Genomic DNA, 26,480 nt, shown 5'->3' with positions numbered 1-26,480 from the left:
GCGTCGTTCGACTGCCTGGTCGGGGTGCGACCGGTCATGCCAGTTCCTCCCGGATCCTGATCCGACTGCCGACCAGGCGGGGGTCCCGCTGCTCCGCGGCCGGCTCCCGGGTCCGCCGCCAGTCGGTCAGCGCGGTGCGGATCACCATGCGCGCGGGCCGGTCCGGGTCGACGTACCGGAAGATGAACGAGGTGCTCACGATGGCGAGCGCGATCTCCCAGGCGGGGAAGAGCTCGACCTGCAACGTGAACAGCCAGTGGATGAACATGTAGAGGGGAACGAGCAGCATGAACAGCCCGTACTGGGCGTACGGCAGGTGGACGGGAAGGGTGTAGCCGGGCGGCCCGAGGTAGACCAGGCGAGCCCGGTAGATGTCGTCGTCGGTGCGCAGCCGCATCTCGTGCCCGCGCCTATTCGAAGATCAGGTCGATCAGGTAGTCGCCGATGAAGAAGAGTGTGGCGGCTCCGGCGATGAAGGCGAGCCCGACGATCGCGATCGCCGAGCTGGTGAGGACCTTGGAGATCTCACCCCGGCTGGCGCGCCCGATGAAGATGACGCCCAGCACGGCCAGCAGGATCGGAGCGATCTTGCTGGCGAAGAACGTGACGACACCCTCGGTGTCGATGCCCTTGGGCGCAGGCTCGGCGAGTGGAGTCGACGCCAGGGCGGAGAGCGTGTGGGCGGCGGCGGACGTCGCCGTCTCCATCAGCTCGATGGCGATCACTGGAACCTCCCCAAGTCGCGGCCGGCGGCGCCGCGGTGGTGCAGTAGACATGCCTGGCGGGAACGGTGCTCCCTGTGCGCAGCGTCGGCGACCCTGCGTTCGTTACCCACCACGGAGGGTGGTGAGCTTTGGGCGGATTCTCCCGCTTCGGCCCTCCCTCCAGGCTTCGCCATCTCGATGCCGGGCAGTTCCAAAGCGTACGGGCACCCACTGTTTGCGACAAGCCGCGAAGAGTCTGCCCGATCCGACCAGGACGACCGATCGTACACCCGTTCGAATGCGCATGTCATCGCCCTCGACCCGGTTCGCTCGGGGTGCTCCGGCCGACCGGTACCGTCTAGCCGTGAGCGATCTGGTACGGGCCTCGGCCCCGGTGGTGATGGGCGTCCTCAACGTCACGCCCGACTCCTTCTCCGACGGCGGACGGTACGCCGACCTCGACGCCGCCGTCGGACACGGCGTGCGGCTGCGGGCCGACGGCGCCCACCTGGTGGACGTCGGCGGCGAGTCCACCCGACCGGGCTCCGACCGGGTCGACGCGGAGACCGAGACGGCCCGGGTGGTGCCCGTGATCCGGGAGCTGACCGCCGCCGGCGTGCCGGTCAGCATCGACACCACCCGCGCACGGGTCGCCGAGGCGGCCCTCGCCGCCGGTGCGGCCGTGGTCAACGACGTCTCCGGCGGCCTCGCCGACCCCGACATGGCCCGGGTGGTCCGCGACGCCGGCTGCCCATGGGTGCTCATGCACTGGCGGGGCCACTCCCGGGAGATGGGTGAGCTGGCCCGCTACGCCGACGTGGTCGCCGACGTGCGCGCCGAGCTGGGCCGCCGCGTCGACGAGGCGCTGCGGGCCGGGGTCGGCGCCGACCGCATCGTCGTCGACCCGGGGCTCGGCTTCGCCAAGACGGCCGCGCACAACTGGGAACTGAGCACCCGCCTGTCCGAGCTGCTGGACCTCGGCTTCCCGCTGCTCTTCGCGTCCAGCCGCAAGTCGTACCTGGGGCGGCTGCTGGCCGGTCCCGACGGCACCCCCCGCCCCACGGGCGGCCGCGACGTGGCCACCGTCGCCACCAGCCTGCTCGCGGTGGCGGCCGGCGCCTGGGGCGTACGCGTGCACGACGTCCGGGCCACCGTGGACGCCCTCGCCGTCTGGCAGGCCACGGGCGCGCCCCGCCTGGCGCCCGCCGCCGTCGGTGGGGCCCGGGCGGCCCACGCCGGCGCCGGCCGGGCGGACCGCACCGCCGACCACGGAGGAGACCGATGACCGACCGGATCCAGCTGACCGGCCTGCGGGCGCACGGCCGGCACGGGGTGTACGACTTCGAGCGCGCCCAGGGCCAGGACTTCGTGGTGGACGCCGTCCTGGAGATGGACCTCGCCCCGGCGGCCCGCTCCGACGAGGTGGGCGACACCGTCCACTACGGCGAACTGGCGGAGCGGCTGGTCGCGGTGGTGACCGGCGAGCCGGTCAACCTGATCGAGACGCTCGCCGAGCGGCTGCTGGCCGTCTGCCTGGCCGACCCCCGGGTCGAGGCCGCCACGGTCACCGTGCACAAGCCGGAGGCGCCCGTCCCGCACGCCTTCACCGACGTGGCCGTCACGATGACGCGGCGGCGGGACCGGTGACCCGCGCCCTGCTCTCGCTGGGCAGCAACCTCGGCGACCGGCTCGCCCACCTGCGCTCCGCCGTCTCGACGTTCGGCGACAGCGTGCTCCTGGTCTCCGGCGTCTACGAGACTCCACCGTGGGGGGACGCGGACCAGCCCGCGTACCTGAACGCCGCGCTGCTCGCCGAGGACCCGGCCGCGACCCCGTACGACTGGCTGGAGCGCGCCCGGGCGGCGGAGGGCGCCGCCGGGCGCACCCGCGACCCGCAGCGGCGGTTCGGGCCGCGCACCCTGGACGTGGACGTCATCGCCGTGTGGGCCGACGGCGACGAGCCGGTGCTCAGCGACGACCCGGAGCTGACCCTGCCGCATCCCCGGGCCCACCTGCGGGCCTTCGTGCTGCGGCCGTGGATCGACCTCCAGCCGTACGGGCGGCTGCCCGGGCACGGCTGGCTGACGGACCTGCTCAACACTCCTCCGGTGGCCGACGACGCGCTGGATCTGCGCCCCCGGCCGGATCTGGCGATAGAGTCGACGGCATGACCCAGTGGAGCCGGCCGGCATGACGCAGGCGCAGTCCCCGCGACCGGGCGGGACGGGCCCCGAGCGGTCCCGGATGGGCCCCACCCGGATCTCCACCCTGGTGGTGGCCGCCCTCGGCGCCGCCGCGGTGGCCTGGTTGCTGATCAGCACCCTCTACTACGACTACCTGCCGGAGCTGCCCTGGCTGCCGGTGGTCACGCTCGCCGCGCTGGCCGTGCTGGAGGCGTACGCCGCCGTGAACACCCGGGGGCGCATCGAGCGCAGGCCCGGCCGCGAGCCGGTCAATCCGCTGCTGGTGGCCCGGTTCGTGGTGCTCGCCAAGGCCTCCGCGCTGGCCGGTGCGATCTTCACCGGGTTCTACGCCGGGCTGACCGGCTGGCTCTTCGTGGAGCGTACCGACGCCGCGATGGGCGACCGGCCGATCGCCGGCGCCGGCCTGCTCGCCGGCTTGGCGCTGACGGGGGCGGCGCTCTGGCTGGAGCGCTCCTGCCGGGTTCCCGAGCAGGAGGACGACGAGGACCGCGAGCCCGGCGGCCGGGAGGGCCGCCCCGGCCCGCGCTGATCCGGGGGGTTACGCCCGGCCTCCCGCGCGGGTACGGTGCCTGCGACCGGAGAGCAACGCCGCCCCGGTCCGCCCGCGCGTCGGACCAGGCTGGACGGCGGCCACGTGGGAGGCGGCGTCATGCGGTACGACGAACCGGGGCGTGAGCCGTCCCCCGAGCCCTCGTCCGGCATCCCCGCCTCCGTGCTGGAGAACGTCTTCGACGACCCCGCGCACGGTGAGCCCGGCCGCGACCGGCTCGCCGTCCACGTCGTCTGGGAGTTGCTGCTGCTGGTCGGGCTGGGCGCCCTCGCGTACCTGCTCTGGGCAGAGGACCCGGCCGCGCTGCGGGGCGACGGGCTGCGTTCCCTGCTCCTCGACGCGGTCGTGCTCGGGTTGCTGGCGCTGGCCGCCGGGCTGACCCTGCGTACAGCCGCCGTGAACCTGGCAGTCGGCCCCGTGGCGGTCGCCGCCGCGCTGCACGTCGCCGAGCAGGGCGACCGGGGCGTCAGCGCCGCCGCCGGCCCGGCCCTGCTGGTCGCCGCGCTGGGCGGGCTCGCCCTGGCGCTGGTCGTGGTGGTGCTGCACGTGCCCGGCTGGGCCGCGTCCCTGGCCGGCGCGGCGGTGGTGGTCGTGTACATCCAGCAGCGCTCGGCGTCGGTCCTGCCGCAGGGCGACTACGACCCGGAGCGCGGCGCCCTGCACCTCTTCGTCGGGTTCGCGGCCGTCGCGGTGCTCGGCGGTCTGTTCGGCTCGGTGCGGGCCGTCCGCCGGGTGGTCGGCCGGTTCCGCCCGGTCGTGGATCCCGCCCGCCGTCGGGGGGCGGTGGCGGCGGTGGTCACCTCCGGCGCGCTCGTCGGCTCCACGGTGCTGGCCGCGCTGGCCGGCATGCTGACGGCCAGCCGGGACACCGCCCCGGTCGCGCCGGACCCGGGGCTGGACTGGACGGTGCTCGCGGTCGGCCTGGCGCTGCTCGCCGGCACGAGCGCCTACGGCCGGCGGGGCGGCGTCTTCGGCACCCTGCTGGCGGTCTGCCTGGTCACGGTCTTCTCCGCGTACGCGCAGGCGCGGGGCTGGACGGTGAGCCGGTGGGCGGTCGGCGCGGCGGCGCTCGGCGTCGGGCTGCTGGCCACCCGGCTGGTCGAGGCGTACGGGCGGCCGGCGACCGGAGCGGCGGCGGAACCGGTTCCCGCCGGGGACGGCCGGATCGGCGCGGGCTGGACGGCGCCCCCGACGGACCCGGTCGGCGACTGGCCGCCCGCCGTGCCGAGGCGGTCTCCCGAGAGCCCGGTGGACCCGTGGAGCGACCCCGGCTGGGAGAGCGGCCCGCGCCGGTGGGACGCCGACGAGCGGTGAGCCGGCGCCGCGTCCACCGGGCCGGGAGTGATCTCGCCGGTTAGGCTCGGCGGCATGACCGACACACCATCGTCCTCCGCCGGCCCGTCGTTCGAGGAACTCGACGCGCTGTCCACCGAGGAGCTGCGGGAGCGGGCGTTCGCGGTCGCCCGGGAGCGCCACGACGTGCGCTTCTTCTGGTCCGTGCTGCGGCACCTGCCGAACGCGGACGAGGCCGCCGTCCTCGACGGCGCGCCCAACTCGGTCGGGCCGACGATCGACGAGGCCGCGGCGCTGTGGCGGGAGCTGACCGGGCACGGCTACGAGGAGTCGGCGCCGCTGCTGCGGGCCGCGTTCATCGACTACCTGATGAAGCACCCGCGACAGTGACGGCGACCGCCGGCCCCGGGCAGGTTTGCCCCCCGCGGTCCGCCGGGAACTGAGCCGATCATGGCGCTCACCAACCCGTCACGCACCGGCGGTCGCTACGGGACGGCGGCGGGCACGGGCGCGCTCGCGGCGCTCCTCCTGGTCGCGGTCTGCGGCAGCCCGGCGTACGTCGGCTGGGCCGCCGGCACCGACCCGAACTCCGCCGGCGGCTGGTACCTGCAACTGCTCTCCTGGCCGGCGTGGCTCTTCAACGGTGACGGGGCGACCGGCAACCTGCTCGTGGCGAACCTGCGGGCCGTCCTGCTGGTCATCCTCGCGGCGCTCTTCCTCTACCTGCTGCCCACCTCGCAGGTGGCCCGGGTGCAGGGGTCGGGGACGCAGTTCTTCTCCGGCTGGGCCGCGTACGTCCTGGCCGGCGGCTTCGCCTCCCTGATCGCGGCCTTCCTCGGCCCGGAACCGTCGCTGCTCACGGCGATCCAGGCGGGCGGCGCCGGCGCGACCTACGGCTTCCTGTCCGGGTGGATCATCGGCGCGGCCAGCCTCGGCGGGCGCGCCTGACCGGGCTGCGCCTCACCGCTCGGGCGCGCCCAGTTCGAGCAGCCGCGCCCGGCTGAGCACGCCGACGGGCCGGCCCCCGTCGGTCACCACGACCCGGTCCGCGGCCGAGGTCAGCAGCACCCCCAACGCGTCGTACGCCGAGCCGCCGAGCGGGATCGTCGGCAGCTCGGCCACTCCGGTCTCCGGCAGCGGTTCGACGGCCTCGCCAGTGACCGGGGTGACCGCCAGCCGGCGGATGCCCCGGTCGGCGCCCACGAACTGCCGCACGAAGGGCGTGGCGGGCGCGCCGAGCACGGCGGCCGGGGTGTCGAACTGCTCGAGGCGCCCGCCCTCGGAGAGCACCGCGATCCGGTCGCCCAGCCGGACCGCCTCGTCCAGGTCGTGGGTGACCAGCACGATGGTCTTGCGCACCTCGGCCTGCAACCGGAGGAACTCCTCCTGCAACCGGGTCCGGGCGATCGGGTCGACGGCCGAGAACGGCTCGTCCATCAGCAGCACCACCGGGTCGGCGGCGAGGGCCCGGGCGACCCCGACCCGCTGCCGCTGACCGCCCGAGAGCTCGTGCGGGTAGCGGCGGCCGAACGTGGCCGGATCGAGCCCGACCAGTTCCAGCAGTTCGTCGACCCGGCTGCGGCTGCGCTGGCGGGGCCAGCCGAGCAGTCGGGGCACGGTGGCGACGTTGGCGCTGACCGTCTGGTGCGGAAAGAGCCCGACGTTCTGGATCACGTAACCGATCCGGCGGCGCAGCCGGACCGGGTCGACCCGGGTGACGTCCTCGCCGCCGAGCAGGATCCGGCCGCCGGTCGGCTCGATGAGGCGGTTGACCATCCGGAGCACCGTGGACTTGCCGCAGCCCGACGGTCCGATCAGCACCGCCAGCTCGCCGGCCCTGATGTCCAGGCTCAGCTCGCGTACGGCCTCGGTGCCGTCCGGGTAGCGCTTGCGGATGCCCTCGAGCGTGATCGACGCCGCGCGCGGTTCGGCGGGGGCGGTGCCCTCCGGGGTAACGTCCACACATGTCCTTCCGCCTGAGCTACCGGGCCGACCCGGGTAACCCGTGGTTCTCCTGGCAGTACGTGCGGGACAACTCTGACACGATCCTCGCCGCCGTGCGTGAGCACACCTCGCTGACCGCTCGCGCAGTGCTGATCGCCGCCCTGATCGCGCTGCCGCTGGCAGTGGCCGCCTACTGGTACCGCTCGCTCGCCGGGCCGGTCCTGGCCCTCACCGGGGTGCTCTACACGGTGCCGTCGCTGGCGCTCTTCGCGTTCGTCGCCCCCTACCTGGGCATCGGCGCGGCGACCGCGCTCAGCGTGGTGGTCCTCTACGCGCTGCTGGTGATCGTCCGCAACGCCGTCGCCGGGCTCAACCAGGTGCCCCCCGAGGTCCGCGAGGCGGCGGAGGGGATGGGGTACGGCCGCTGGGGCCGGCTGTTCCGGGTCGAGTTGCCGCTGGCCCTGCCGGGCATCCTCACCGGGCTGCGGCTGGCGACCGTCTCCACGGTCGCCCTGGTGACCGTGGGCGTGGTGATCGGGCGCGGCGGCCTGGGGCAGCTCATCTTCGCCGGCTTCCAGAACAACTTCTACAAGGCGCAGATCATGACGGGGACGCTGCTCTGCGTCCTGCTCGCCCTGGTGCTCGACCTGGTCCTGGCCGGTGCGGGCCGGCTGCTGACCCCCTGGCTGAAGCGGGCGCGGTGAGCGCGAGGAACGCAGCGCAGCGGAGTCCCGCAGTCGCGAACGAAAGGTTGGCTCGGTGAATCCGGTCGAGGCGGCGCTGGTCTGGCTCAACGACCCGCTGAACTGGACGAACCCGGGCGGCGTCCTGGACCGGCTGGGCGAGCACCTGTCGATGTCGGCGGCGGCGGTGGCGCTCGGCTGCCTGGTCGCCTGGCCGATCGGGCTCTGGCTCGGGCACACCGGCCGGGGCGGCGGCCTGGTGGTGCTGGTGTCCAACATGTCGCTCGCCGTCCCCACGCTCGCCCTGCTCACCATCCTGCCGCTGACCTTCCTCGGCTTCGGGCGGCCGTCGGTGGTGGTCGCGCTGGCCGTATTCGCCGTGCCGCCGCTGCTGGCCAACGCGTACACGGGGGTGCGGCAGGCCGATCCGGAGGCCCGGGACGCGGCGCGCGGGATGGGCTTCTCGGGGTGGCAGTTGCTGCGCCGCGTCGAGCTGCCGCTGGCGGTGCCCTACCTGGCGGCCGGGTTCCGCACGGCGGCGGTGCAGGTGGTGGCGACCGCCGCGCTGGCGTCCTTCGTCAACGGCGGTGGCCTGGGCCAGATCATCCGGGCGGGCTTCGGCCTGGACATCGCCGCCGGCGGCGGCCAGATCATCGCCGGTGGCGTGCTGGTGGCCGGGCTCGCCATGCTGCTGGAACTGGTGCTGGCCCTGGTCGAGCGGCTGGTCACGCCGCGCCCGCTGCGGGCGGACCGCCGTCGGGCGCGCCGCCGGGCGGCGCAGGCGGTGGCCGGCGGCTGAGCGTCGTCCGCCCACCCCGGACTCACGCGCCGGGCGGGTCGCGTGGCCGTACCCGGCCATCGACGCCCGGGACCGGAACGCCTGGACGCCACGAACCGGAACGCCTCGACACCACGGACCGGAACATCCCGACGACGGGTCGGCGCGGCTGACTTCCGGTGACGATCCGGTGACAAACCTCGCCTCGGGTTGTCGGTCCCGCGTGGAAGATGTTGGGGTGGGAAACCGGGCGGCCGCAACGCGAGCCGTCCGTGGGACACAGCGGGCGGCCGGACGGAGATCGCCCGTCGGACACGCGGCCGGCCCGACAGGGTCGCGCCGGGACACGGAAGGCGGGCACTGATGCGCGCTCGTACACGCCTGGCCGTCGGTGCGGTGGGAGCCCTCGCCGCGGCGGGGCTGCTGACCGGCTGCGGCGACGCCGGCTCCTCCGGCACGGACGCCCCGGAGCAGGCGGCCTCGGGCGCCGGCTGCGCGCCGGTCGCCGGTGACCAGCTCGTCGTCCTCAACGACGACAAGAAGCTCCAGAACACCGACAACGTCATTCCGGCGGTCAACGCCGACGCGGCCAACCCGCAGTTGATCGCGGCGCTGGACAAGGTCTCGGCCGCGCTCGACACGCCGAAGCTGATCCAGCTGAACAAGGCCGTCGACGTCGACCGCAAGACGGCCCAGAAGGCGGCCGAGGAGTTCGCGGCAGCCAACGGCGTCACCGCGGGCATCGCCAAGGGCCCCGGCGGGCAGATCGTGATCGGCGCGGCCAACTTCACGGAGAACCAGATCCTGGCCGAGCTCTACAAGATCGCCCTGACGGCCGCCGGCTACGACGCCAAGGTGCAGCAGATCGGCAACCGCGAGCTCTACGAGCCGGCCCTGGAGAAGGGCGAGATCCAGGTCGTCCCGGAGTACGCGGCGACCATGGCCGAGTTCCTCAACACCAAGGCCAACGGCAAGGACGCCCCGCCGGTGTCGTCGCCGGAGCTGGAGAAGACCGTCGCGGCGCTCAAGGCGGCCGGCGACAAGGTGGGCCTCGTCTTCGGCACGCCCGCCGCCGCACAGGACCAGAACGCCTTCGCCGTCACGAAGGCGTTCGCCGACAAGTACGGCGTCAGCACGCTCTCCGAGCTGGCCGCCAAGTGCTCGGGCCAGGCCACGGTGCTGGCCGGGCCGCCGGAGTGCCCGCAGCGGCCGAAGTGCCAGGCGGGGCTCGTCCAGGTCTACGACTTCAAGGCCGGCTCGTTCAGCTCGCTGGACCAGGGCGGCCCGCAGACCAAGAACGCGCTGAAGACCGGGGCCGCGAGCGTGGGCCTGGTGTTCTCCTCGGACGGCGCACTGGCCGTCGGCTGATGCCCGACCGGCCGCCGGTGGCCCCGTGCCACCGGCGGCCGAGGGGCGGGCGGCGCGGTCGGTCGGTCGACGGCGGGCGGGGCGATCGGCGGCGAAGATGCCGGATGCCCCGTTCACCCTTTCCCGGGCGGGGCAGCTCTCGGTAGGCTGCGGACCCATGCCAGCCCCGGTCGCCCCCGCCGACAAGCGCAGTCCGTCACTGCTCACCGTGCTCTTCTGGATCGGTGTCGCCCTGGCACCGGTGGCGGCGTTGATCCTGCTCGTCGCCGACGGCAACGGCCCGCTGCGGTTCGCCGCCGTGCTGGCCATCCTGGCCGTCGTCCTGATCGGCCTGTCGATCGCGTTGCGCGCCGACGGTGCGGGCCCGGCCCGCACCGACGAGCTGCTGGACGAGATCGAGGAACTCCGCCGCGAGTTGCGCGGGGAGATCGTGGCCGCCGCCCAACGCGGCAACCAGGCGCTCGATCACGCCCAGCGGGCACAGGACGAGGTCGCCGCGCTGCGTCGGCGGCTGGACGCGAGCAGCGCCGCGCTGGCCGGCGTCGACGCCCCGGCCGGCGCCGGCCGGGCCCGGGCGTCCGTCGACGACGCGGTCGCCGGCCGCAGGCAGGTGCCGGACCAGGACGACACGGCGCCCCGCCGGGGACGCGCCGACCGGGACGACGAGGAGCCCGCCGGCAGGCCGCAGCCGACTCCACGTGCCGCGCGGCCCGTGCCCGCCCCGGCCGCCGGGTACGGCACGGACGGGCCGGCACCGGGCGCGGCCGGTGGGTACGGCCCGGACCGGCCGGCCGCCGGCGGAACGGCCGGGGTGTACGGGGCGGCCCGGCCGGCGGAGCCGGCGAGCCAGCCCTCGGCCCGTTCGCTCGGGGTGGTGCGGCACACCGAGACCGTGCACGTCACCACCCGGCACACCATCGTGGACGGCGCCGCGCCCGTCCCCGGTGACCGAGGGGCCCGCTACGGCGGCGGGTACGCGGGACGCTGGTCGCCGGAGCAGGAGGAGCGGCCGTGGTCGGGTGAGCCGGACGACCGTTCCTGGGCCGGTCACGGGCACGGCGAACCGGACGAGAGGTCCCGTCACGACGACCGGTCACGCCGGGACGACGTCGTGTCGCGGCCGGGCCCCGGGGCTGCCCGGGACGACCGGCCCCGGCCCACCCAGCCCGGCGGCCGGGAGTGGTCCGCCGAGCCCGGCGGCCGGGAGTGGTCCGCCGAGCCCGGCGGCCGGGAGTGGTCCGGCGGGCGCGACGAGCGGGAGTGGCCGGGGCGGCACGACGAGCGCGGACAGCAGCGGGCCGACCCGGGCCGGGGCGTCGCGGGGGCACCGGGTCGGGATGCGCCGGCCGAAGCGCGCGGCCGGGCGTACCCGCCGGACGAGGCGGGGGCGGAGAGCGGGGAGTACTGGTCGCAGTTGCGCGCCGGGGACCGGTGGGCCGCCGTGCGCGACGACGACCGGGGCCGGGAGCTGCGGGTCGGGGAGCGGCGTGCCGAGGTGCACGCGGACGCCACCGGCACCGAGTACCGGGTCGCGGACCGCTGGGCGTCGGTCCGGCGGGACGAGCCGCGCCGGGGTCCGGACCGGCCGGACGACGGGTGGCGCGGCGGCTGGTCGGAGCCGGACGACGCCCCGGCCCTGCCGGCCGGCGGCGTGCCGGTGCCCGACGAGTGGCGTGCGCCCCGTCAGCGGGGACAGCAGCCCGAGGCGCGGCACGACGCCGGTCAGCCCGAGGCGCACCGCACCCGTCGGGCGGAGCCCGAGCCGCAGCGGTACGGCCGGCGGCAAGAGGAGCCCTACGGCTACCCGCCGCAGGACGACGAGCCCCGCGCGGGCGGCGCCCGCAACGCCGACCGCTGGCGCTGACCCCGGACGGCCGCCCCGACCGGCAGCCGCCGCGCCGCCCGCCGCGACCGGACGGGCGTACGCGGCCGGGTCACTTGTCGATGTCGCCGACCACGAAGAACATCGAGCCGAGGATGGCGATCAGGTCCGGTACCAGGCAGCCGGGGAGCAGGGTGGCCAGCGCCTGCACGTTCGCGTACGACGCAGTGCGTAGCTTCAGCCGCCACGGCGTCTTCTCGCCCCGGGAGACCAGGTAGTAGCCGTTGATGCCGAGCGGGTTCTCGGTCCAGGCGTAGGTGTGCCCCTCGGGGGCCTTGAGCACCTTCGGCAGCCGGGTGTTGACCGGTCCGGTGAGCCGGTCCACCCGGTCCAGGCACTGCTCGGCGAGGTCGAGCGAGGCGTACACCTGGTCGAGCAGCACCTCGAAGCGGGCGTGGCAGTCCCCGGCGGTCTTCGTCACGACCGGCACGTCCAGCTGGTCGTAGGCCAGGTAGGGCTCGTCGCGGCGCAGGTCCAGGTCGAGGCCGGAAGCCCGGGCGACGGGCCCGGACGCGCCGAACGCGGCGGCGTCCGCCGCGGAGAGCACCCCGACGCCGACCGTACGGGCCAGGAAGATGTCGTTGCGCCGGATGAGGTTGTCCAGGTCCGGCATCCGCCGGCGGACCTCGGCGATGGCGGCCCGCGCCCGGCCGGTCCAGCCGGCGGGGATCTCCTCCTTGAGCCCGCCGACCCGGTTGAACATGTAGTGGATCCGGCCGCCGGAGACCTCCTCCATGACCGCCTGGATGGTCTCCCGCTCGCGGAACGCGTAGAACATCGGCGTGATCGCGCCGATCTCCAGCGGGTAGGAGCCGAGGAACATCAGGTGGTTGAGCACCCGGTTCAGCTCTGCGAGGGCCATCCGCAGCCAGGTGGCCCGCTCCGGCACCTCCATGCCCATCAGCCGTTCGACGGCGAGCACCACGCCCAGCTCGTTGGAGAAGGCCGAGAGCCAGTCGTGCCGGTTGGCCAGCACGATGATCTGCCGGTAGTCGCGGACCTCGAACAGCTTCTCCGCGCCCCGGTGCATGTAGCCGACGATCGGCTCGCAGGCCACCACCCGTTCGCCGTCGAGCACCAGCCTGAGCCGGAGCACGCCGTGCGTGGAGGGGTGCTGCGGCCCGATGTTGAGCACCATGTCGGTGCCGAGCTGCTCGCCGCCGGCCCCGGTGCCGACGGTCAGCTCGCGGAGGTCGCCGGCGTCCGTGGTCATGACCGTCATCGTGCCATGAACGGCCCGGGGTCGACGCCGACCGGTTGCCGCAGCCACCAGTGCCCGCCCAAGCCGGCCGGGTCGGTCAGCTCGGCCACCGCCGACGCGGCGGCGAGCGCCCGCACGTACCCGGCCGGGTCGCTGGCGGCCAGGCTGAGCGGCGGTCGCCCGCCGTCGGCCCCGAGCGCCCGCAGCGCCTCCCGCTGCGACACGAGGTCGTACGCGCACCCGGCGACCTCGGCACCGGCGGAGGCGACCGAGTCGACGGCGACGTGCGCGGTGACGTCGCGGCTCCCGTCCGGCACCGGCGGCACCTGCCGCCCGCCCCGGTACCCGGTCAACGTCCCGTCCACGGGCCGACCGTCGCGCAGGTGCCCGTAGTCCACGGCCAGCGCCAGCCCCCGGTCGACGTGGCCCACGGCGTCTGCCCAGGCCTCGTCGCGCGTCCGGCCGATCTCGGCCCGCACTGTCGTAGGGGGGTCCTGGCGCCCCGACCGGCTCCGGGCGGTCAGGCTTGATTCCTCCGCCGATCGGGCTGCCAGGAACCCCGACACGGTCGGGCCGATCCCGTCCGCGCCGGCATCCGGTGCCGGCCACCACCGGGTGAGCCAGTCCGCGTCGGCGGGGTCGACCGGGTCGCCGACGGTCTCCGCGCCGGTGGCCGGGTCGACCAGCAGGTAGCGCCAGCCTTCGGCGGTGTGCACCGTCACGTCGAGCGGCACGTTGTCCAGCCACTCGGTGGCCACCAGCAGCCCGGTGATCCCGTCGGGGATCTCGTCGAGCCAGTCGATCCTGTCGGGCAGGTCGGCCGGTCGTGGGGCTTTCTCGACCGCGGTGAGGCGTACCCGGGAGGCGAGCGGAACCGACGCGGAGGGCGCGGGACCGGCGGACGACGGGCCGGATGAGGCCGAGGGCCGGGCCGGGGGAGTCCCCAGCGCGGCGGAGAGGGCGCGCAGCAGCTCGCCCCGCCCCGCGCCCACGTCGACCACGCGGAGGACGCCCGGGTGGCCGAGGGCGGCGTCGACCTGCTCGACTAGCCGCAGCAGCGCGGCGGCGAAGGCCGGGGACGCGTGCACGCTGGTGCGGAAGTGGGCCGCCGGGCCGGAGCCGGAGACGAAGAACCCGTCCGGCCCGTAGAGGGACCGTTCCATCGCGTCCCGCCAGCGCTCCGGCATCAGTTTCGTTCCCTGTTCGGCGTACGTCACCGTGCCGACCCTACGGTCGGCGGCTGTGCGGCGGCTGTCATCCCCGCCCTGGCGGTCGTACCGCTGCTGCTGGCCGGCACGCCCCGCACACGCCGGCTGCCATCGGTGAGCGTTTTCACACATCCTTGTCCCGGTTCCGTGACCCCGGCGCATACTTGCCATCGACCGGTACCCCTTCTCGAGGACTGGATCGTCGCCCATGAGCGCACCCCTGCGCCCGCGCCCGGCCGCCCCCCGCGGGGCCGCCGTACCGCCGGCCGCCACCCCCCGTCTCCTCACCGTCGGTGTCGTCGGCTCCGGTCGGGTCGGCACGGTGCTGGGCGCCGCACTCGCCGCCGCCGGCCACCGGGTCGTCGCCGTCACGGCCGGCTCCGGCGCCTCCCGGGCCCGGGCCGCGCTGCTGCTTCCCGACGTGCCCCGCCGCTCCGCCGCCGCCGTGGCGCGGGCGGCCACCGACCTGCTGCTGGTCGCGGTGCCCGACGACGCGCTCGCCGGGGTGGTCGCCGCCCTGGCCGACGGCGGCGCGCTGCGCCCCGGCCAGGTGGTCGCGCACACCTCGGGCGCGCACGGGCTGGCCGTGCTCGCCCCCGCCGCCGCGGCGGGCGCCCGACCGCTCGCCCTGCACCCCGCGATGACCTTCACCGGTACGCCGGACGACCTCGCCCGGCTGGCGGGCATCTCGTACGGGGTGACCGCCCCGGCGGAGCTGCGCCCCCTGGCCGCCCGGCTGGTCGCCGACCTCGGCGGGGTGCCGGAGTGGGTCGGCGAGGGGGACCGGCCGCTCTACCACGCGGCGCTGGCGCACGGCGCCAACCACCTGGTGACCCTGGTCAACGAGGCGGCCGACCGGCTGCGCGACGCCGGGGTGGCCCAGCCGGAGAAGGTGCTCGCCCCGCTGCTGCGGGCCGCCCTGGAGAACGCGCTGCGCCTCGGCGACGACGCGCTGACCGGGCCGGTGTCCCGGGGCGACGCCGGCACGGTCGAGCGGCACCTGGCCCGGCTCGCCGCGACCGCCCCCGAGTCGGTCGCGCCCTATCTGGCCCTGGCCCGGCGTACGGCCGACCGGGCCATCGCCGCGGGCCGGTTGTCGCCGGTCGACGCGGAGTCGCTGCTCGGCGTGCTCGCCGGCGACCGGCGCGAGGTGGCGGCGTGACCGGGCCGACGGTGGACGGAGGGGGACAGGTGACGGAACTGGTGCACACCCGCGCCGAGCTGGCTGCGGCGCGCGACGGGCTCAAGGGCACCGTGGGCGTCGTGATGACCATGGGCGCGCTGCACTCCGGGCACGAGACGCTGCTGCGGGCGGCCGGGGAGCGCGCCGACCACGTGCTCGTCACGATCTTCGTGAACCCGTTGCAGTTCGGCCCGAACGAGGACTTCGACCGCTACCCGCGCACCCTCGACGCCGACCTGGAGATCTGCCGGCGGGCCGGCGCGGACGTGGTCTTCGCCCCCTCGGTGGCCGACATGTACCCGGACGGCCAGCCCCGGGTCCGGGTGAACCCGGGCCCGCTGGGGGAGGACCTGGAGGGGCAGAGCCGCCCCGGGTTCTTCCACGGGGTCCTCACCGTGGTGCTGAAGCTGCTCCAGCTCACCCGCCCCGACCTGACGTTCTTCGGCGAGAAGGACTACCAGCAGCTGACCCTGGTGCGGCGGATGGCCCGGGACCTCGACGTGCCGGTCGAGGTGGTCGGCGTGCCGACCGTACGGGAGCCGGACGGGCTGGCCCTGTCCAGCCGCAACCGCTACCTGTCCCCGGCCGAGCGGGAGGCCGCGCTGAGCCTGTCCGCGGCGCTGCGGGCCGGGGCCGCGGCCGCCGACGAGGGCGGTGACGCGGGGGCGGTGCTCGCCGCCGCGCACGCGGCCTTCGGCGCCGGTACGCCTGGCGCGCGCCTCGACTACCTGGTGCTCACCGACCCGGACCTGGAACCGGGACCGGTCTCCGGGCCGGCGCGGCTGCTCGTGGCCGCCTGGGTGGGCGCCACCCGGTTGATCGACAACGCGGCGATCCGGCTCGCCCCCCGTTCCTGAACCCCACCCCCGCCACCTTTCCGCGAAAGGCATCCCGATGCTGCGCACCATGCTCAAGTCGAAGATCCACCGGGCTACGGTGACCCAGGCCGACCTGCACTACGTCGGCTCGGTGACCGTCGACGAGGACCTGCTCGACGCCGCCGACCTGATCCCCGGCGAGCAGGTGGCGATCGTGGACATCACCAACGGGGCGCGGCTGGAGACGTACGTGATCCCGGGCGAGCGGGGCAGCGGCGTGATCGGCATCAACGGCGCCGCCGCCCACCTGGTGCACCCGGGCGACCTGGTCATCCTCATCTCGTACGGGCAGATGGATGACGTCGAGGCCCGTGCCTACCGGCCACGGGTCGTGCACGTCGACGCCGACAACCGGGTCGTCGAGCTGAACGCCGACCCGACCACCGCCGCACCCGGCACCGCCGGCGCCCCGATCCCCAATCCCCTCGCCGCCGCCGTCTGACCCGCCCGTTCCCGCCTTCCGCCCGCTCCTCCGGCGGATTCTGTCGGTTTTCGTACCCTTCGTGACCGCAGGACCCTGGAGGTGCGGGGAAGCGGGCGTGCGTGCGGTCTGTCACCGGAAGGTCATCCCTGGGTAGTCTGGTTGCCCGTCGAGAGACGCGGGTGGCTGGGGGAGGCCGCTGTGCGCCGTGCGATGACCACCCTGCTCGCTGCCGTCGCCACGGCCGCGCTCCTGGCCGGCTGCGCCGACGCCGGCGGGCTGGACGGTGACCTGGTCGACGACTGGGCGGCCCCGCCCGCCGCCGGGCCCTTCACCCCGGCCGCCGGGGTGTGCCAGGTCGCCGACTTCGTCGAGGTGGTGACCCTGGCGGCGTACGCGCCGGTGGACTGCGCCGTGCCGCACCGGGTCGAGACCGTGCACGTGGGCGCCTTCCCGGCCGGGCGGCCCGCCCCGCCGCCGGGCGGCTCGGCCGAGCTGCGGGGGGCCTTCGCCGACTGCGACGCCCGGGCGACCGGTCACGTGGGCGCCGACTGGCGGGCGGGGCGGCTGCGGCTGGCGGTGGCGGTGCCGTCCGGGGCGGGCTGGACGGCGGGCGCCCGCTGGTACCGGTGCGACCTGACCGAGGTGAGCACCGCCGAGGCCGCCGCCACGGTGGTGGTCCGCACCGGCAGCCTCCGGGACGCGCTGCGGGGGCCGTCCCCGCTGCGCCTGGGCTGCCAGCAGGCCCGATCCCGGGGCGGGTCGGTGCGGACGCTGCTCCCGGTCGACTGCGCCACCCGGCACGACGCCGAGTTCGTCGGGGTGTGGCGGGCGCCCGACCGCCCGTACCCGACCCGGGCCGCCGACTGGGCCCCGCTGTACGCCGGCTGCCGCTCGGTGCTCGGCCGTTACGTGGGGGTGCCCGACGACGCCGACCTGCGCTTCCGCAGCGGGGTGGTGGTCCGTCCGCCGGGAGCGGGCCGGTGGCGCGTCGGCGACCGGGGCGTCCGCTGCTACCTCTGGCTCGACGACCGTACGGTGACCGGCTCGCTGCGGGGCGCGGGCCCGGCGGCCCTCCCGGTCCGGACGCGGTAGCGCGCGCCGGCCCACGCAGGCGGTTCCACGCGTGGCGTGGCCCGGGACCCCATGGCCCAAACCACTCGTCCCGCCCCCGCCGCCCCCCGCGAGGACCCTTCGGGTTGACTGTGGGTATGGACCTTCCGACCGTCGACCTGCCGGCGCTGCCCAGACTGCTGGCCGCCCCCGCGCCCGGCTGGGTGGAGACCACCGACGTGATCGTGGTCGGTTCCGGGGTGGCGGGCCTGACCGCCGCGCTGCACCTGCGCGAGGCGGGGCTGCACGTCACCGTGGTGACCAAGGTCGACATGGACGAGGGGTCGACCCGCTGGGCGCAGGGCGGCATCGCCGCCGTGCTCGACCCGCAGGACACCCCGACCGCGCACGCCTCGGACACCGAGATCGCCGGCGTCGGGCTCTGCGACCCGGCGGCGGTGCGGGTGCTGGTCGAGGAGGGCCCCACCCGGCTGCGCGAGCTGATGCGGATCGGGGCGGAGTTCGACCGCAACCCGGACGGCTCGCTGATGCTGACCCGGGAGGGCGGGCACCGGGCGGACCGGATCGTGCACGCCGGCGGCGACGCCACCGGGGTCGAGGTGCAGCGCGCCCTGCACGCCGCCGTGCGCCGCGACCCCTGGATCCGGCTGGTGGAGCACGCCCTCGTGCTGGACCTGCTGCGCGCCCCCGGGGACGGTCCCGACGGGCTCGGCCCGGCCTGCGGCATCACCCTGCACGTGCTCGGCGAGGGCAGCGAGGACGGCGTGGGCGCCATCCTGGCCCGGGCGGTCGTCCTGGCCACCGGCGGGATGGGCCAGATCTACGCGGCCACCACCAACCCGGCCGTGTCGACCGGGGACGGGGTGGCCCTCGCGATGCGGGCCGGCGCGGCGGTGACAGACGTGGAGTTCGTCCAGTTCCACCCGACCGCGCTGATCACCCCGGCCGGTGCCGGCGTGCCCGGCGCCGGGCACGCCCAGCAGCCGCTGGTCTCCGAGGCGTTGCGCGGCGAGGGCGCCCACCTGGTCGACGGCGACAGCAAGCGGTTCATGGTCGGGCAGCACGAGCTGGCCGAGCTGGCGCCCCGGGACGTGGTGGCCAAGGGCATCCACCGGGTCCTGCTGGCCACCGGGGCGGACCACGTGTTCCTCGACGCCCGGCACCTGGGCGGTGACTTCCTGGCCCGGCGCTTCCCGACCATCGTCGCGTCCTGCCTGGCCATCGGGGTCGACCCGGGGACCGATCTGATCCCGGTCGCCCCGGCCGCGCACTACGCCTCCGGCGGCGTCCGCACGGACCTGCGCGGCCGCACCTCCATCCCCGGGCTGTACGCGTGCGGCGAGGTCGCCTGCACGGGCGTGCACGGCGCCAACCGGCTGGCCAGCAACTCGCTGCTGGAGGGGCTGGTCTTCTCCCGGCGGATCGCCGAGGACATCGCGGCCGGCCTGCCCGAGCAGGCCCAGCCGGCGGCGACGGGCGCCTGGGTGGGCGGCGAGGGCTGGGTGGTACCGGCCGAGGCGACGCCGACGCTGCAACGGGCGATGACCCGGGGCGCGGGCGTGCTCCGCTCGGCGGAGACCCTCGCGGCGACCGCCGGCGCGCTGACCGGGCTCGGCGAGGGCCGGGGGCGGCCCCGGACGGCCGACTGGGAGGCGACGAACCTGATCACCGTGGCGTCGGCGCTGGTCGCCGCCGCGTACGCCCGCCGGGAGACCCGGGGCTGCCACTGGCGGGAGGACTTCCCGACGGCCGACGAGCGGTGGCACGGCCACCTGGTCGGCGCGGTCGGGGCGCAGGGCCGGCTGACGCAAGCGTGGGAGGGAACCCGATGACGGAGTCGACGGAACGGGCACTGCGGGACGCCGGCCTGGATCCGGCGCAGGTGCGGCGGACGGTCGAGGCCGCGCTCGCCGAGGACCTGGGCCCGGACCTCCTGGACGTCACCAGTGTCGCCACCATCCCGGCCGGGCAGACCGACACGGCCGACCTGGTGGCCCGCGCCGAAGGCGTGGTGGCCGGGCTCGCCGTGGCGGCGGCCGTGTTCGAGCTGGTCGGCGAGGCGACCGGCGCCGGTCGTACGGTCGAGGTGTCGGTGGTGGCCCGCGACGGCGAGCGGGTGGCGCGCGGCGACGTGCTGGCCACGGTGACCGGCCCGACCCGGCTGCTGCTCACCGCCGAGCGCACGGCGCTCAACCTGCTCTGCCGGATGTCCGGGGTGGCCACCCACACCCGGGCCTGGGCGGACGCCCTGGCCGGCACCAAGGCGATGGTGCTGGACACCCGCAAGACGACCCCGGGCCTGCGCGCCCTGGAGAAGTACGCGGTCCGCGCGGGCGGCGGCACGAACAAGCGGATGGGCCTGCACGACGTCGCGATGATCAAGGACAACCACAAGTTCGCGGCGGGCGGCATCACGGCGGCCTTCCGTCGGGTCCGGGAGACCTTCCCGGACGTGCCCGTGCAGGTCGAGGTGGACACGGTCGCCGAGGCGGTGGAGGCGGTCGAGGCCGGCGCGGACTTCCTGCTGCTGGACAACATGACCCCGGAGCTGCTCACCGAGGTGGCCGCCCTGGTGGGGGACCGGGCGGAGCTCGAGGCGACCGGCGGGCTGACCCTCGACGTGGCGGCGCGGTACGCGGCGACCGGCGTCGACTTCGTGTCGGTCGGGGCCCTGACGCACTCCTCGCCGATCCTCGACATCGCCATGGACCTGCGCACCGCGTGAACCGGCGGCCGGGCGTTGTCTAGGCTGCGAGCGTGCTGCTCTGCATCGACATCGGAAACACCAACACCGTGCTGGCGACCTTTGACGGCGACAAGCTGGTGCACTCCTGGCGGATCAAGACCGATGCGCGGGCGACGGCCGACGAGCTGGGCCTGAAGTTCCGGGGCCTGCTCGCTGCGGACGCCGTCGAGATCACCGGGGTCGCGGCCTGCTCCACGGTCCCGGCCGCGCTGCGCTCGCTGCGCAACATGCTCGCCCGCTACTACGCGGACCTGCCGAGCGTGATCGTCGAGCCCGGGGTGCGCACCGGGGTGCAGCTCGCCATCGACAACCCGAAGGAGGTGGGCGCCGACCGGGTGGTGAACACCCTGGCCGCGTACACCCTCTACGGCGGGCCGTCGATCGTGGTGGACTTCGGCACCACCACCAACTTCGACGTGATCAGCGCCCGGGGCGAGTTCCTCGGCGGCGCCTTCGCCCCGGGCATCGAGATCTCCTTCGACGCGCTCGCCGCCCGGGCCGCCCAGCTGCGCAAGGTGGAGGCGACCAAGCCCCGCTCGGTGATCGGCAAGAACACCGTCGAGTGCCTCCAGTCCGGCCTCTACTTCGGCTTCGCCGGGCAGGTGGACCGGATCGTCGAGCGGATGATCGAGGAGATCGGCGAGGTGAGCGCCGTGATCGCCACGGGCGGGCTGGCCTCGCTCGTGATCAACGAGTGCCGCACGATCACCCACCACGAGCCGATGATCACCCTGATCGGCCTGCGGATGGTCTACGAGCGCAACGTCTGAACCCGGCCGCCGGAGAGGGCGCGAGTGGGGCCGGTCATGCGGGCGGGTTATCCCGTAACGCCCTCCGGGCGCCTTGAGTACGCTCGGGGCCTGACCCCGCCCGAAATCTCCTTCTGAGGAAGCGTGCCGTGACCGAGCAGAACCCCGTGCCAGTCGATCCCGCCGACGACCTTCCCGAGCAGATGAAGGTCCGCCGGGAGAAGCGGGACCGGATGCTCGCCGAGGGCGTCGAGCCGTACCCCATCGGATTCCCCCGGACCAGCACGCTGGCCGAGATCCGCGAGAAGTACGCCGAGCTGCCCACCGACACCGCCACGGGGGACCAGGTCTCGGTCACCGGCCGGGTGATCTTCGTACGCAACACGGGCAAGCTCTGCTTCGCCACCCTCCGGGACGGCGACGGCACGGAGCTGCAGGCCATGCTCTCCCTCGACCGGGTCGGCCCCGGCCGGCTGAACGACTGGAAGCGCCTGGTCGACCTCGGTGACCTCGTCGGCGTGACCGGCGAGGTGATCACCAGCCGGCGCGGCGAGCTGTCCGTGCTGGTCGAGCAGTGGGCGGTGACGGCGAAGGCGCTCCGCCCGCTGCCGGTGGCGCACAAGCCGCTCAGCGAGGAGGCGCGGGTCCGGCAGCGCTACGTGGACCTGATCGTCCGGCCGCAGGCCCGCCAGATGGTGCGTACCCGCGCCACGGCCGTGCGCAGCCTGCGCGAGTCGCTGCACGGCCGGGACTTCATCGAGGTGGAGACCCCGATGCTCCAGCTGCTGCACGGCGGCGCGGCGGCCCGGCCATTCGTGACCCACAGCAATGCACTCAGCACCGATCTGTATCTGCGAATCGCGCCGGAACTGTTTCTCAAGCGGGCCGTCGTCGGCGGCGTCGACCGGGTCTTCGAGATCAACCGCAACTTCCGTAATGAGGGTGTCGACTCTTCGCACTCGCCCGAGTTCGCGATGCTCGAGGCATACGAGGCGTACGGCGACTACGACACCATGGCCGAGCTGACCCGGAATCTCGTGCAGCAGGCGGCGATCGCCGTCGGCGGCTCGACCGTGGTGACACACGCCGACGGCCGGGAGTTCGATCTGGGCGGCGAGTGGCGCTCGGTGACCCTCTTCGGGGTGCTTTCCGAGGCCCTCGGCGAGGAGGTCACGGTGCGCACCGAGCGCGCCCGCCTCGTGGAGTACGCCGAGAAGGTGGGTTTGGCGGTCGACCCGAAGTGGGGGCCGGGCAAGCTGGCGGAGGAACTGTTCGAGGAGCTGGTGGTGCCGAGCCTCCAGGCGCCCACTTTCGTCCGCGACTACCCGGAGGAGACGAGCCCGCTGACCCGGGCGCACCGCAGCGAGCCCGGGCTGGCCGAGAAGTGGGACCTCTACGTGCTCGGTTTCGAGCTGGGGACCGCGTACTCCGAGCTGGTGGACCCGGTGGTGCAGCGGGAGCGGCTGGTGGCCCAGGCCCAGCTCGGCGCCCGCGGCGACGACGAGGCCATGCGGCTGGACGAGGACTTTCTCCGGGCGATGGAGTACGGAATGCCGCCGGCCGGGGGTATGGGAATGGGAATCGACCGGCTCTTGATGGCGCTCACCGGCCTGGGAATTCGGGAAACCATCCTCTTCCCCCTGGTTCGCCCGGAGTAGCCGCACATCTCCACCGGGTCGTTACCGCATCCTATTGACGTGGGAAGCGTCGCGCGGGTTATCGTGCTTACAGTTTGCAGGAGCACCCTGCTCGAAAGGAATGTGGGACGTGGCCAAGCAGATCATTCATAAGCTGGTCGATGACCTGGACGGCGGGGACGCTGACGAGACGGTCAAGTTCGCGCTCGACGGCGTTCAGTACGAGATCGACCTGTCCAGCTCGAACGCCGAGAAATTGCGCGACGTATTCGCCTCGTACATCGCCCACGGCACCAAGGTGGGCAGGGGCGGCGTCGTCGTCGGCGGCCGGGCCGCGCGCGGCCGGGGTGGCGCCACCGCCGACCGGGAGCAGAACAAGGCGATCCGCGCCTGGGCCAAGAAGGCCGGCAAGGACATCTCCGACCGGGGCCGGATCCCCCAGGAGATCGTCGACGAGTACCACGCGAAGGCCGGTCACTGACCGGGACCGCCAACGGGCGACACCGACGCCGGGCCGGAGCACGACTCCGGGCCGGCGTCGCCGTATCCGCCCGGGGTCGCGTCCGAGCGGGAAGAATTCCGTCCCGACGGTCGTTGTCCACAGCCGGTGGAGAGTCTGTCCACAGCCTGTGGACAACTCCCGGACGGCCCGGATGAGGGCCGCCTCGGCACCGGCGCGACCCGCACGACGGGTCCGCGACCGGGGTCGAATTTCGCTCTGCGCGTACAGGCAGGGGTACCGGAACACCCCCTGAGCGCGGACGGTTGTGCAAAACGACGCGTACACGGCTTCCGACGGGGACACACGACCTCAGCGGAGTCGGTCCGCGGCGATAGAGTAAGGAGGCACGGACGCCCGTCCCGGTCGTCCGCGCACCGGCCCCGCCACGACTTCTTGACCATCAAGATCGAGTGCGCACGGCACGTGAGGAGCACGAGGGCATGTTCGAGCGGTTCACCGACCGAGCGCGACGGGTTGTCGTCCTGGCCCAAGAAGAGGCCCGGATGCTCAACCACAACTACATCGGTACGGAACACATCCTGCTGGGCCTGATCCACGAGGGTGAGGGCGTCGCCGCCAAGGCTCTGGAGAGCCTCGGCATCTCCCTGGAGGGTGTGCGGCAGCAGGTCGAGGAGATCATCGGCCAGGGTCAGCAGGCGCCGAGCGGGCACATCCCGTTCACGCCGCGGGCCAAGAAGGTGCTGGAGCTGTCGCTGCGCGAGGCGCTGCAGCTCGGCCACAACTACATCGGCACGGAGCACATCCTGCTCGGCCTGATCCGCGAGGGCGAGGGCGTCGCCGCCCAGGTGCTGGTCAAGCTCGGCGCCGACCTCAACCGGGTCCGCCAGCAGGTGATCCAGCTGCTCTCCGGCTACCAGGGCAAGGAGCCGGCCGCGGCGGGCGCCACGCCGGGCGAGGCCGCGCCGTCCACCAGCCTCGTGCTGGACCAGTTCGGCCGCAACCTGACCCAGGCCGCCCGCGAGGGCAAGCTCGACCCGGTCATCGGGCGCGAGAAGGAAATCGAGCGGGTCATGCAGGTGCTCTCCCGCCGCACCAAGAACAACCCGGTTCTGATCGGTGAGCCCGGCGTCGGCAAGACCGCCGTGGTGGAGGGGCTGGCCCAGAAGATCATCAAGGGCGAGGTGCCCGAGACGCTGAAGGACAAGCAGCTCTACACGCTCGACCTCGGTGCCCTGGTCGCCGGTTCCCGCTACCGCGGTGACTTCGAGGAGCGCCTCAAGAAGGTGCTCAAGGAGATCCGCACCCGCGGCGACATCATCCTCTTCATCGACGAGATCCACACCCTGGTCGGCGCGGGTGCCGCCGAGGGCGCGATCGACGCGGCGAGCATCCTCAAGCCGATGCTGGCCCGTGGCGAGCTGCAGACCATCGGCGCGACCACGCTCGACGAATACCGCAAGCACCTGGAGAAGGACGCCGCCCTCGAGCGCCGCTTCCAGCCGATCCAGGTGGGTGAGCCGTCGCTGGCCCACACCATCGAGATCCTCAAGGGCCTGCGCGACCGCTACGAGGCGCACCACCGGGTCAGCATCACCGACGCCGCTCTCGTGGCCGCCGCGACGCTGGCCGACCGGTACATCTCCGACCGCTTCCTGCCGGACAAGGCGATCGACCTCATCGACGAGGCCGGTGCCCGGATGCGGATCCGCCGGATGACCGCGCCGCCGGACCTGCGCGACTTCGACGAGCGCATCGCCCAGGTGCGTCGCGACAAGGAGTCCGCGATCGACGCGCAGGACTTCGAGCGCGCCGCCCAGCTGCGCGACAAGGAGAAGCAGCTCCTCGGCCAGAAGGCCCAGCGGGAGAAGGAGTGGAAGGCCGGTGACCTGGACGTCGTCAGCGAGGTCGACGACGAGCAGATCGCCGAGGTGCTCGGCAACTGGACCGGCATCCCGGTCTACAAGCTGACCGAGGAGGAGACCTCGCGCCTGCTGCGCATGGAGGACGAGCTGCACAAGCGCGTCATCGGCCAGGAGGACGCGGTCAAGGCGGTCTCGAAGGCGATCCGGCGTACCCGGGCCGGCCTGAAGGACCCGAAGCGTCCGTCGGGCTCGTTCATCTTCGCCGGCCCGTCCGGTGTCGGTAAGACCGAGCTCTCCAAGGCGCTCGCCGAGTTCCTGTTCGGCAGCGAGGACGCCCTCATCCAGCTGGACATGTCCGAGTTCCACGACCGTTACACGGTCTCCCGGCTGGTGGGTGCCCCTCCCGGCTACGTCGGCTACGACGAGGGCGGCCAGCTGACCGAGAAGGTGCGGCGTCGGCCGTTCTCGGTGGTCCTCTTCGACGAGATCGAGAAGGCCCACCCGGACGTGTTCAACACGCTGCTCCAGATCCTGGAGGACGGTCGGCTCACCGACGGTCAGGGCCGGATCGTGGACTTCAAGAACACGGTCATCATCCTGACCACCAACCTGGGCACCCGCGACGTCGCCAAGGCGGTCTCGCTCGGCTTCCAGGCGTCGGAGGACTCCGAGTCCAACTACGACCGGATGAAGCAGAAGGTCAACGACGAGCTCAAGCAGCACTTCCGGCCTGAGTTCCTCAACCGGATCGACGACACCATCGTCTTCCACCAGCTGCGCCAGCTGGAGATCCTGTCGATCGTCGACATCATGATCCAGCGGATCGAGGGCCAGCTGCGGAACAAGGACATGGGTCTGGAGCTGACCGACAACGCCAAGAAGTACCTGGCGAAGAAGGGCTTCGACCCGGTCCTCGGTGCGCGTCCGCTGCGTCGCACGATCCAGCGCGACATCGAGGACAACCTGTCCGAGCGGATCCTCTTCAACGAGCTGATCCCGGGTCAGATCGTGGTGGTGGACTGCGAGGGCGATCCGGAGGACATCGACAAGTCCAAGCTCATCTTCACGGGCGCGGACCGGCCGGCCACCGTGCCGGACGCCGTCCCGGCCGACCTCGGTGGCACCGCCGCCGCAGGCGCGGACGAGTAGGACCGAAACAGCACGAGGGCGGCGGCCCGGTGGCACCAGCCACCGGGCCGCCGCCTTTCTTCCGTCCACCCCGCTCACCCCGCCCCCTTGGTCGGCGGAGTCGCGGCCAGTCTGGGGCGCGCGTCCGGTTCGTGGTACCGCCATCGGCGCCGCGACCAGGAAATCCACCATGATCGGGAAGTGCCACGGCACCTGATCTTGGCCCTCTTGCCCCGCAGCTCGTCCGTGAGCCGGGGGGCCGATCAGGCTGTCTATCCGTTTCGTGACGTTTTGTGGTGGCCGGCGCCACGGATGCGGTGCATGGGTCGGGGGCCCGGGTCGTTGTAACCACCGTGAGCGCGTAACCCCGGGGCCCTGGACCCCTGAGGCCTGCGGGATGGCCGGGGGTCGCCGGTCGGAATGCCGGCCGGGCCCGTGTCGTTACATCCCCCGGACGCGCCCCACCCCCTCGTCGAGGGCGTACCTGGTTCGACCTTTCCTCAGCCCGTGACGCCACCCGTCCC

General features: G+C 74.0%; 26 protein-coding genes. 21 read left to right on the top strand and 5 right to left on the bottom strand.

The features are described 5' to 3' along the window. Positions 1–34: 34 nt before the first annotated feature. Positions 35–397: a hypothetical protein gene (locus tag ACPXCB_RS27855; protein ID WP_089003089.1), complete on the bottom strand. Its 363-nt coding sequence runs from the start codon at positions 395–397 to the stop codon at positions 35–37. A gap of 13 nt (positions 398–410) precedes the next feature. After that, positions 411–725: a hypothetical protein gene (locus ACPXCB_RS27850; protein ID WP_121401588.1), complete on the bottom strand. Its 315-nt coding sequence runs from the start codon at positions 723–725 to the stop codon at positions 411–413. Between the two features lie 343 nt (positions 726–1,068). Here ACPXCB_RS27850 and folP point away from each other — a divergent pair, with 343 nt between their 5' ends. From folP to ACPXCB_RS27815, 7 genes are all read left to right on the top strand, one after another. Next, entirely contained in the window at positions 1,069–1,989 is a 921-nt protein-coding gene (gene folP, locus ACPXCB_RS27845) for a dihydropteroate synthase (protein WP_425878772.1), read from the top strand. Beyond that, positions 1,986–2,351, top strand: a complete 366-nt coding sequence (gene folB / locus ACPXCB_RS27840) for a dihydroneopterin aldolase (protein WP_425878771.1) — start codon at positions 1,986–1,988, stop codon at positions 2,349–2,351. Before folP ends, folB begins: the two co-directional genes overlap by 4 nt. Then, on the top strand, positions 2,348–2,875 hold the full coding sequence (folK, locus tag ACPXCB_RS27835; protein ID WP_425878769.1) for a 2-amino-4-hydroxy-6-hydroxymethyldihydropteridine diphosphokinase: 528 nt from the start codon (positions 2,348–2,350) through the stop codon (positions 2,873–2,875). The genes folB and folK overlap by 4 nt, the downstream gene beginning before the upstream one ends. A 19-nt stretch (positions 2,876–2,894) precedes the next feature. Further along, positions 2,895–3,437 carry a DUF3180 domain-containing protein gene (locus ACPXCB_RS27830; RefSeq protein WP_132238636.1) on the top strand — a complete coding sequence of 181 codons (543 nt, stop codon included), beginning with the start codon at positions 2,895–2,897 and terminating at the stop codon, positions 3,435–3,437. A 120-nt stretch (positions 3,438–3,557) separates the two neighbouring features. Next, the gene (locus tag ACPXCB_RS27825; RefSeq protein ID WP_425878767.1) at positions 3,558–4,772 is read left to right on the top strand and encodes an ABC transporter permease; all 1,215 of its coding nucleotides are present in this window, start codon (positions 3,558–3,560) and stop codon (positions 4,770–4,772) included. Positions 4,773–4,826: 54 nt separating this feature from the next. Beyond that, positions 4,827–5,141: a hypothetical protein gene (locus tag ACPXCB_RS27820; protein WP_151456512.1), complete on the top strand. Its 315-nt coding sequence runs from the start codon at positions 4,827–4,829 to the stop codon at positions 5,139–5,141. Between the two features lie 60 nt (positions 5,142–5,201). Beyond that, the gene (locus ACPXCB_RS27815) at positions 5,202–5,699 is read left to right on the top strand and encodes a hypothetical protein (protein ID WP_311413186.1); all 498 of its coding nucleotides are present in this window, start codon (positions 5,202–5,204) and stop codon (positions 5,697–5,699) included. A gap of 12 nt (positions 5,700–5,711) precedes the next feature. Here ACPXCB_RS27815 and ACPXCB_RS27810 read toward each other — a convergent pair whose 3' ends face one another. Beyond that, positions 5,712–6,713, bottom strand: coding sequence for an ATP-binding cassette domain-containing protein (locus ACPXCB_RS27810; RefSeq protein WP_132238644.1), 1,002 nt, complete (start codon positions 6,711–6,713; stop codon positions 5,712–5,714). A gap of 2 nt (positions 6,714–6,715) precedes the next feature. On the opposite strand from ACPXCB_RS27810, the gene ACPXCB_RS27805 reads away from it, so the two are divergent. From ACPXCB_RS27805 to ACPXCB_RS27790, 4 genes are all read left to right on the top strand, one after another. After that, the gene (locus ACPXCB_RS27805) at positions 6,716–7,399 is read left to right on the top strand and encodes an ABC transporter permease (RefSeq protein ID WP_357577918.1); all 684 of its coding nucleotides are present in this window, start codon (positions 6,716–6,718) and stop codon (positions 7,397–7,399) included. 55 nt (positions 7,400–7,454) lie between these two features. Beyond that, a complete protein-coding gene (locus ACPXCB_RS27800; RefSeq protein WP_425878764.1) occupies positions 7,455–8,177 on the top strand; it encodes an ABC transporter permease in 723 nt (240 codons plus the stop codon). 342 nt (positions 8,178–8,519) lie between these two features. Further along, positions 8,520–9,524: a glycine betaine ABC transporter substrate-binding protein gene (locus tag ACPXCB_RS27795; protein WP_425878762.1), complete on the top strand. Its 1,005-nt coding sequence runs from the start codon at positions 8,520–8,522 to the stop codon at positions 9,522–9,524. A gap of 157 nt (positions 9,525–9,681) precedes the next feature. Then, positions 9,682–11,388 carry a hypothetical protein gene (locus ACPXCB_RS27790; RefSeq protein WP_425878760.1) on the top strand — a complete coding sequence of 569 codons (1,707 nt, stop codon included), beginning with the start codon at positions 9,682–9,684 and terminating at the stop codon, positions 11,386–11,388. 70 nt (positions 11,389–11,458) lie between these two features. Here ACPXCB_RS27790 and ACPXCB_RS27785 read toward each other — a convergent pair whose 3' ends face one another. Together ACPXCB_RS27785 and ACPXCB_RS27780 are read right to left on the bottom strand one after the other, a co-directional pair. Continuing rightward, entirely contained in the window at positions 11,459–12,628 is a 1,170-nt protein-coding gene (locus ACPXCB_RS27785) for an NADH-quinone oxidoreductase subunit D (RefSeq protein WP_425878759.1), read from the bottom strand. Further along, complete coding sequence (locus tag ACPXCB_RS27780) at positions 12,625–13,794, bottom strand: SAM-dependent methyltransferase (RefSeq protein ID WP_425878838.1); 1,170 nt, start codon at positions 13,792–13,794, stop codon at positions 12,625–12,627. Before ACPXCB_RS27780 ends, ACPXCB_RS27785 begins: the two co-directional genes overlap by 4 nt. Positions 13,795–14,023: 229 nt before the next feature. Between ACPXCB_RS27780 and ACPXCB_RS27775 the strand changes: the two genes are divergently transcribed. From ACPXCB_RS27775 to ACPXCB_RS27730, 10 genes are all read left to right on the top strand, one after another. Beyond that, complete coding sequence (locus ACPXCB_RS27775) at positions 14,024–14,977, top strand: Rossmann-like and DUF2520 domain-containing protein (protein WP_425878757.1); 954 nt, start codon at positions 14,024–14,026, stop codon at positions 14,975–14,977. Positions 14,978–15,006: 29 nt separating this feature from the next. Then, complete coding sequence (gene panC / locus ACPXCB_RS27770) at positions 15,007–15,855, top strand: pantoate--beta-alanine ligase (RefSeq protein WP_425878837.1); 849 nt, start codon at positions 15,007–15,009, stop codon at positions 15,853–15,855. 37 nt (positions 15,856–15,892) lie between these two features. Next, entirely contained in the window at positions 15,893–16,318 is a 426-nt protein-coding gene (panD, locus tag ACPXCB_RS27765; RefSeq protein ID WP_132238660.1) for an aspartate 1-decarboxylase, read from the top strand. 192 nt (positions 16,319–16,510) lie between these two features. Further along, positions 16,511–17,392, top strand: a complete 882-nt coding sequence (locus ACPXCB_RS27760; protein ID WP_425878835.1) for a septum formation family protein — start codon at positions 16,511–16,513, stop codon at positions 17,390–17,392. 116 nt (positions 17,393–17,508) lie between these two features. Next, complete coding sequence (locus ACPXCB_RS27755; protein WP_425878756.1) at positions 17,509–19,203, top strand: L-aspartate oxidase; 1,695 nt, start codon at positions 17,509–17,511, stop codon at positions 19,201–19,203. Continuing rightward, positions 19,200–20,096 carry a carboxylating nicotinate-nucleotide diphosphorylase gene (gene nadC, locus ACPXCB_RS27750; RefSeq protein WP_425878754.1) on the top strand — a complete coding sequence of 299 codons (897 nt, stop codon included), beginning with the start codon at positions 19,200–19,202 and terminating at the stop codon, positions 20,094–20,096. Before ACPXCB_RS27755 ends, nadC begins: the two co-directional genes overlap by 4 nt. A gap of 32 nt (positions 20,097–20,128) precedes the next feature. Continuing rightward, entirely contained in the window at positions 20,129–20,887 is a 759-nt protein-coding gene (locus ACPXCB_RS27745) for a type III pantothenate kinase (RefSeq protein ID WP_425878752.1), read from the top strand. A 128-nt stretch (positions 20,888–21,015) separates the two neighbouring features. Continuing rightward, complete coding sequence (gene lysS / locus ACPXCB_RS27740) at positions 21,016–22,524, top strand: lysine--tRNA ligase (protein ID WP_425878750.1); 1,509 nt, start codon at positions 21,016–21,018, stop codon at positions 22,522–22,524. 109 nt (positions 22,525–22,633) lie between these two features. Then, the gene (locus tag ACPXCB_RS27735) at positions 22,634–22,984 is read left to right on the top strand and encodes a histone-like nucleoid-structuring protein Lsr2 (RefSeq protein WP_165947879.1); all 351 of its coding nucleotides are present in this window, start codon (positions 22,634–22,636) and stop codon (positions 22,982–22,984) included. Between the two features lie 461 nt (positions 22,985–23,445). Next, positions 23,446–25,977 carry an ATP-dependent Clp protease ATP-binding subunit gene (locus tag ACPXCB_RS27730; RefSeq protein ID WP_425878834.1) on the top strand — a complete coding sequence of 844 codons (2,532 nt, stop codon included), beginning with the start codon at positions 23,446–23,448 and terminating at the stop codon, positions 25,975–25,977. The last annotated feature ends 503 nt before the right edge of the window (positions 25,978–26,480 follow it).

The sequence above is a fragment of the Micromonospora sp. DT62 genome (assembly GCF_049847285.1).
Classification (GTDB): domain Bacteria; phylum Actinomycetota; class Actinomycetes; order Mycobacteriales; family Micromonosporaceae; genus Micromonospora; species Micromonospora reichwaldensis.
This window is presented reverse-complemented; position numbering and strand designations above follow the sequence as displayed.

Bases quoted from the DNA above. Each gene is read 5' to 3' on its own strand.
- ACPXCB_RS27780 (WP_425878838.1), bottom strand. From the start codon at position 13,794: ATGCCGGAGCGCTGGCGGGACGCGATGGAACGGTCCCTCTACGGGCCG.
- ACPXCB_RS27760 (WP_425878835.1), top strand. From the start codon at position 16,511: ATGACCACCCTGCTCGCTGCCGTCGCCACGGCCGCGCTCCTGGCCGGC.
- ACPXCB_RS27855 (WP_089003089.1), bottom strand. From the start codon at position 397: ATGCGGCTGCGCACCGACGACGACATCTACCGGGCTCGCCTGGTCTAC.
- ACPXCB_RS27805 (WP_357577918.1), top strand. From the start codon at position 6,716: ATGTCCTTCCGCCTGAGCTACCGGGCCGACCCGGGTAACCCGTGGTTC.
- folB (WP_425878771.1), top strand. From the start codon at position 1,986: ATGACCGACCGGATCCAGCTGACCGGCCTGCGGGCGCACGGCCGGCAC.
- ACPXCB_RS27785 (WP_425878759.1), bottom strand. From the start codon at position 12,628: ATGACGGTCATGACCACGGACGCCGGCGACCTCCGCGAGCTGACCGTC.
- ACPXCB_RS27815 (WP_311413186.1), top strand. From the start codon at position 5,202: ATGGCGCTCACCAACCCGTCACGCACCGGCGGTCGCTACGGGACGGCG.
- ACPXCB_RS27825 (WP_425878767.1), top strand. From the start codon at position 3,558: ATGCGGTACGACGAACCGGGGCGTGAGCCGTCCCCCGAGCCCTCGTCC.
- ACPXCB_RS27820 (WP_151456512.1), top strand. From the start codon at position 4,827: ATGACCGACACACCATCGTCCTCCGCCGGCCCGTCGTTCGAGGAACTC.
- ACPXCB_RS27830 (WP_132238636.1), top strand. From the start codon at position 2,895: ATGACGCAGGCGCAGTCCCCGCGACCGGGCGGGACGGGCCCCGAGCGG.
- ACPXCB_RS27755 (WP_425878756.1), top strand. From the start codon at position 17,509: ATGGACCTTCCGACCGTCGACCTGCCGGCGCTGCCCAGACTGCTGGCC.
- panD (WP_132238660.1), top strand. From the start codon at position 15,893: ATGCTGCGCACCATGCTCAAGTCGAAGATCCACCGGGCTACGGTGACC.
- ACPXCB_RS27790 (WP_425878760.1), top strand. From the start codon at position 9,682: ATGCCAGCCCCGGTCGCCCCCGCCGACAAGCGCAGTCCGTCACTGCTC.
- ACPXCB_RS27795 (WP_425878762.1), top strand. From the start codon at position 8,520: ATGCGCGCTCGTACACGCCTGGCCGTCGGTGCGGTGGGAGCCCTCGCC.
- nadC (WP_425878754.1), top strand. From the start codon at position 19,200: ATGACGGAGTCGACGGAACGGGCACTGCGGGACGCCGGCCTGGATCCG.
- ACPXCB_RS27775 (WP_425878757.1), top strand. From the start codon at position 14,024: ATGAGCGCACCCCTGCGCCCGCGCCCGGCCGCCCCCCGCGGGGCCGCC.
- ACPXCB_RS27730 (WP_425878834.1), top strand. From the start codon at position 23,446: ATGTTCGAGCGGTTCACCGACCGAGCGCGACGGGTTGTCGTCCTGGCC.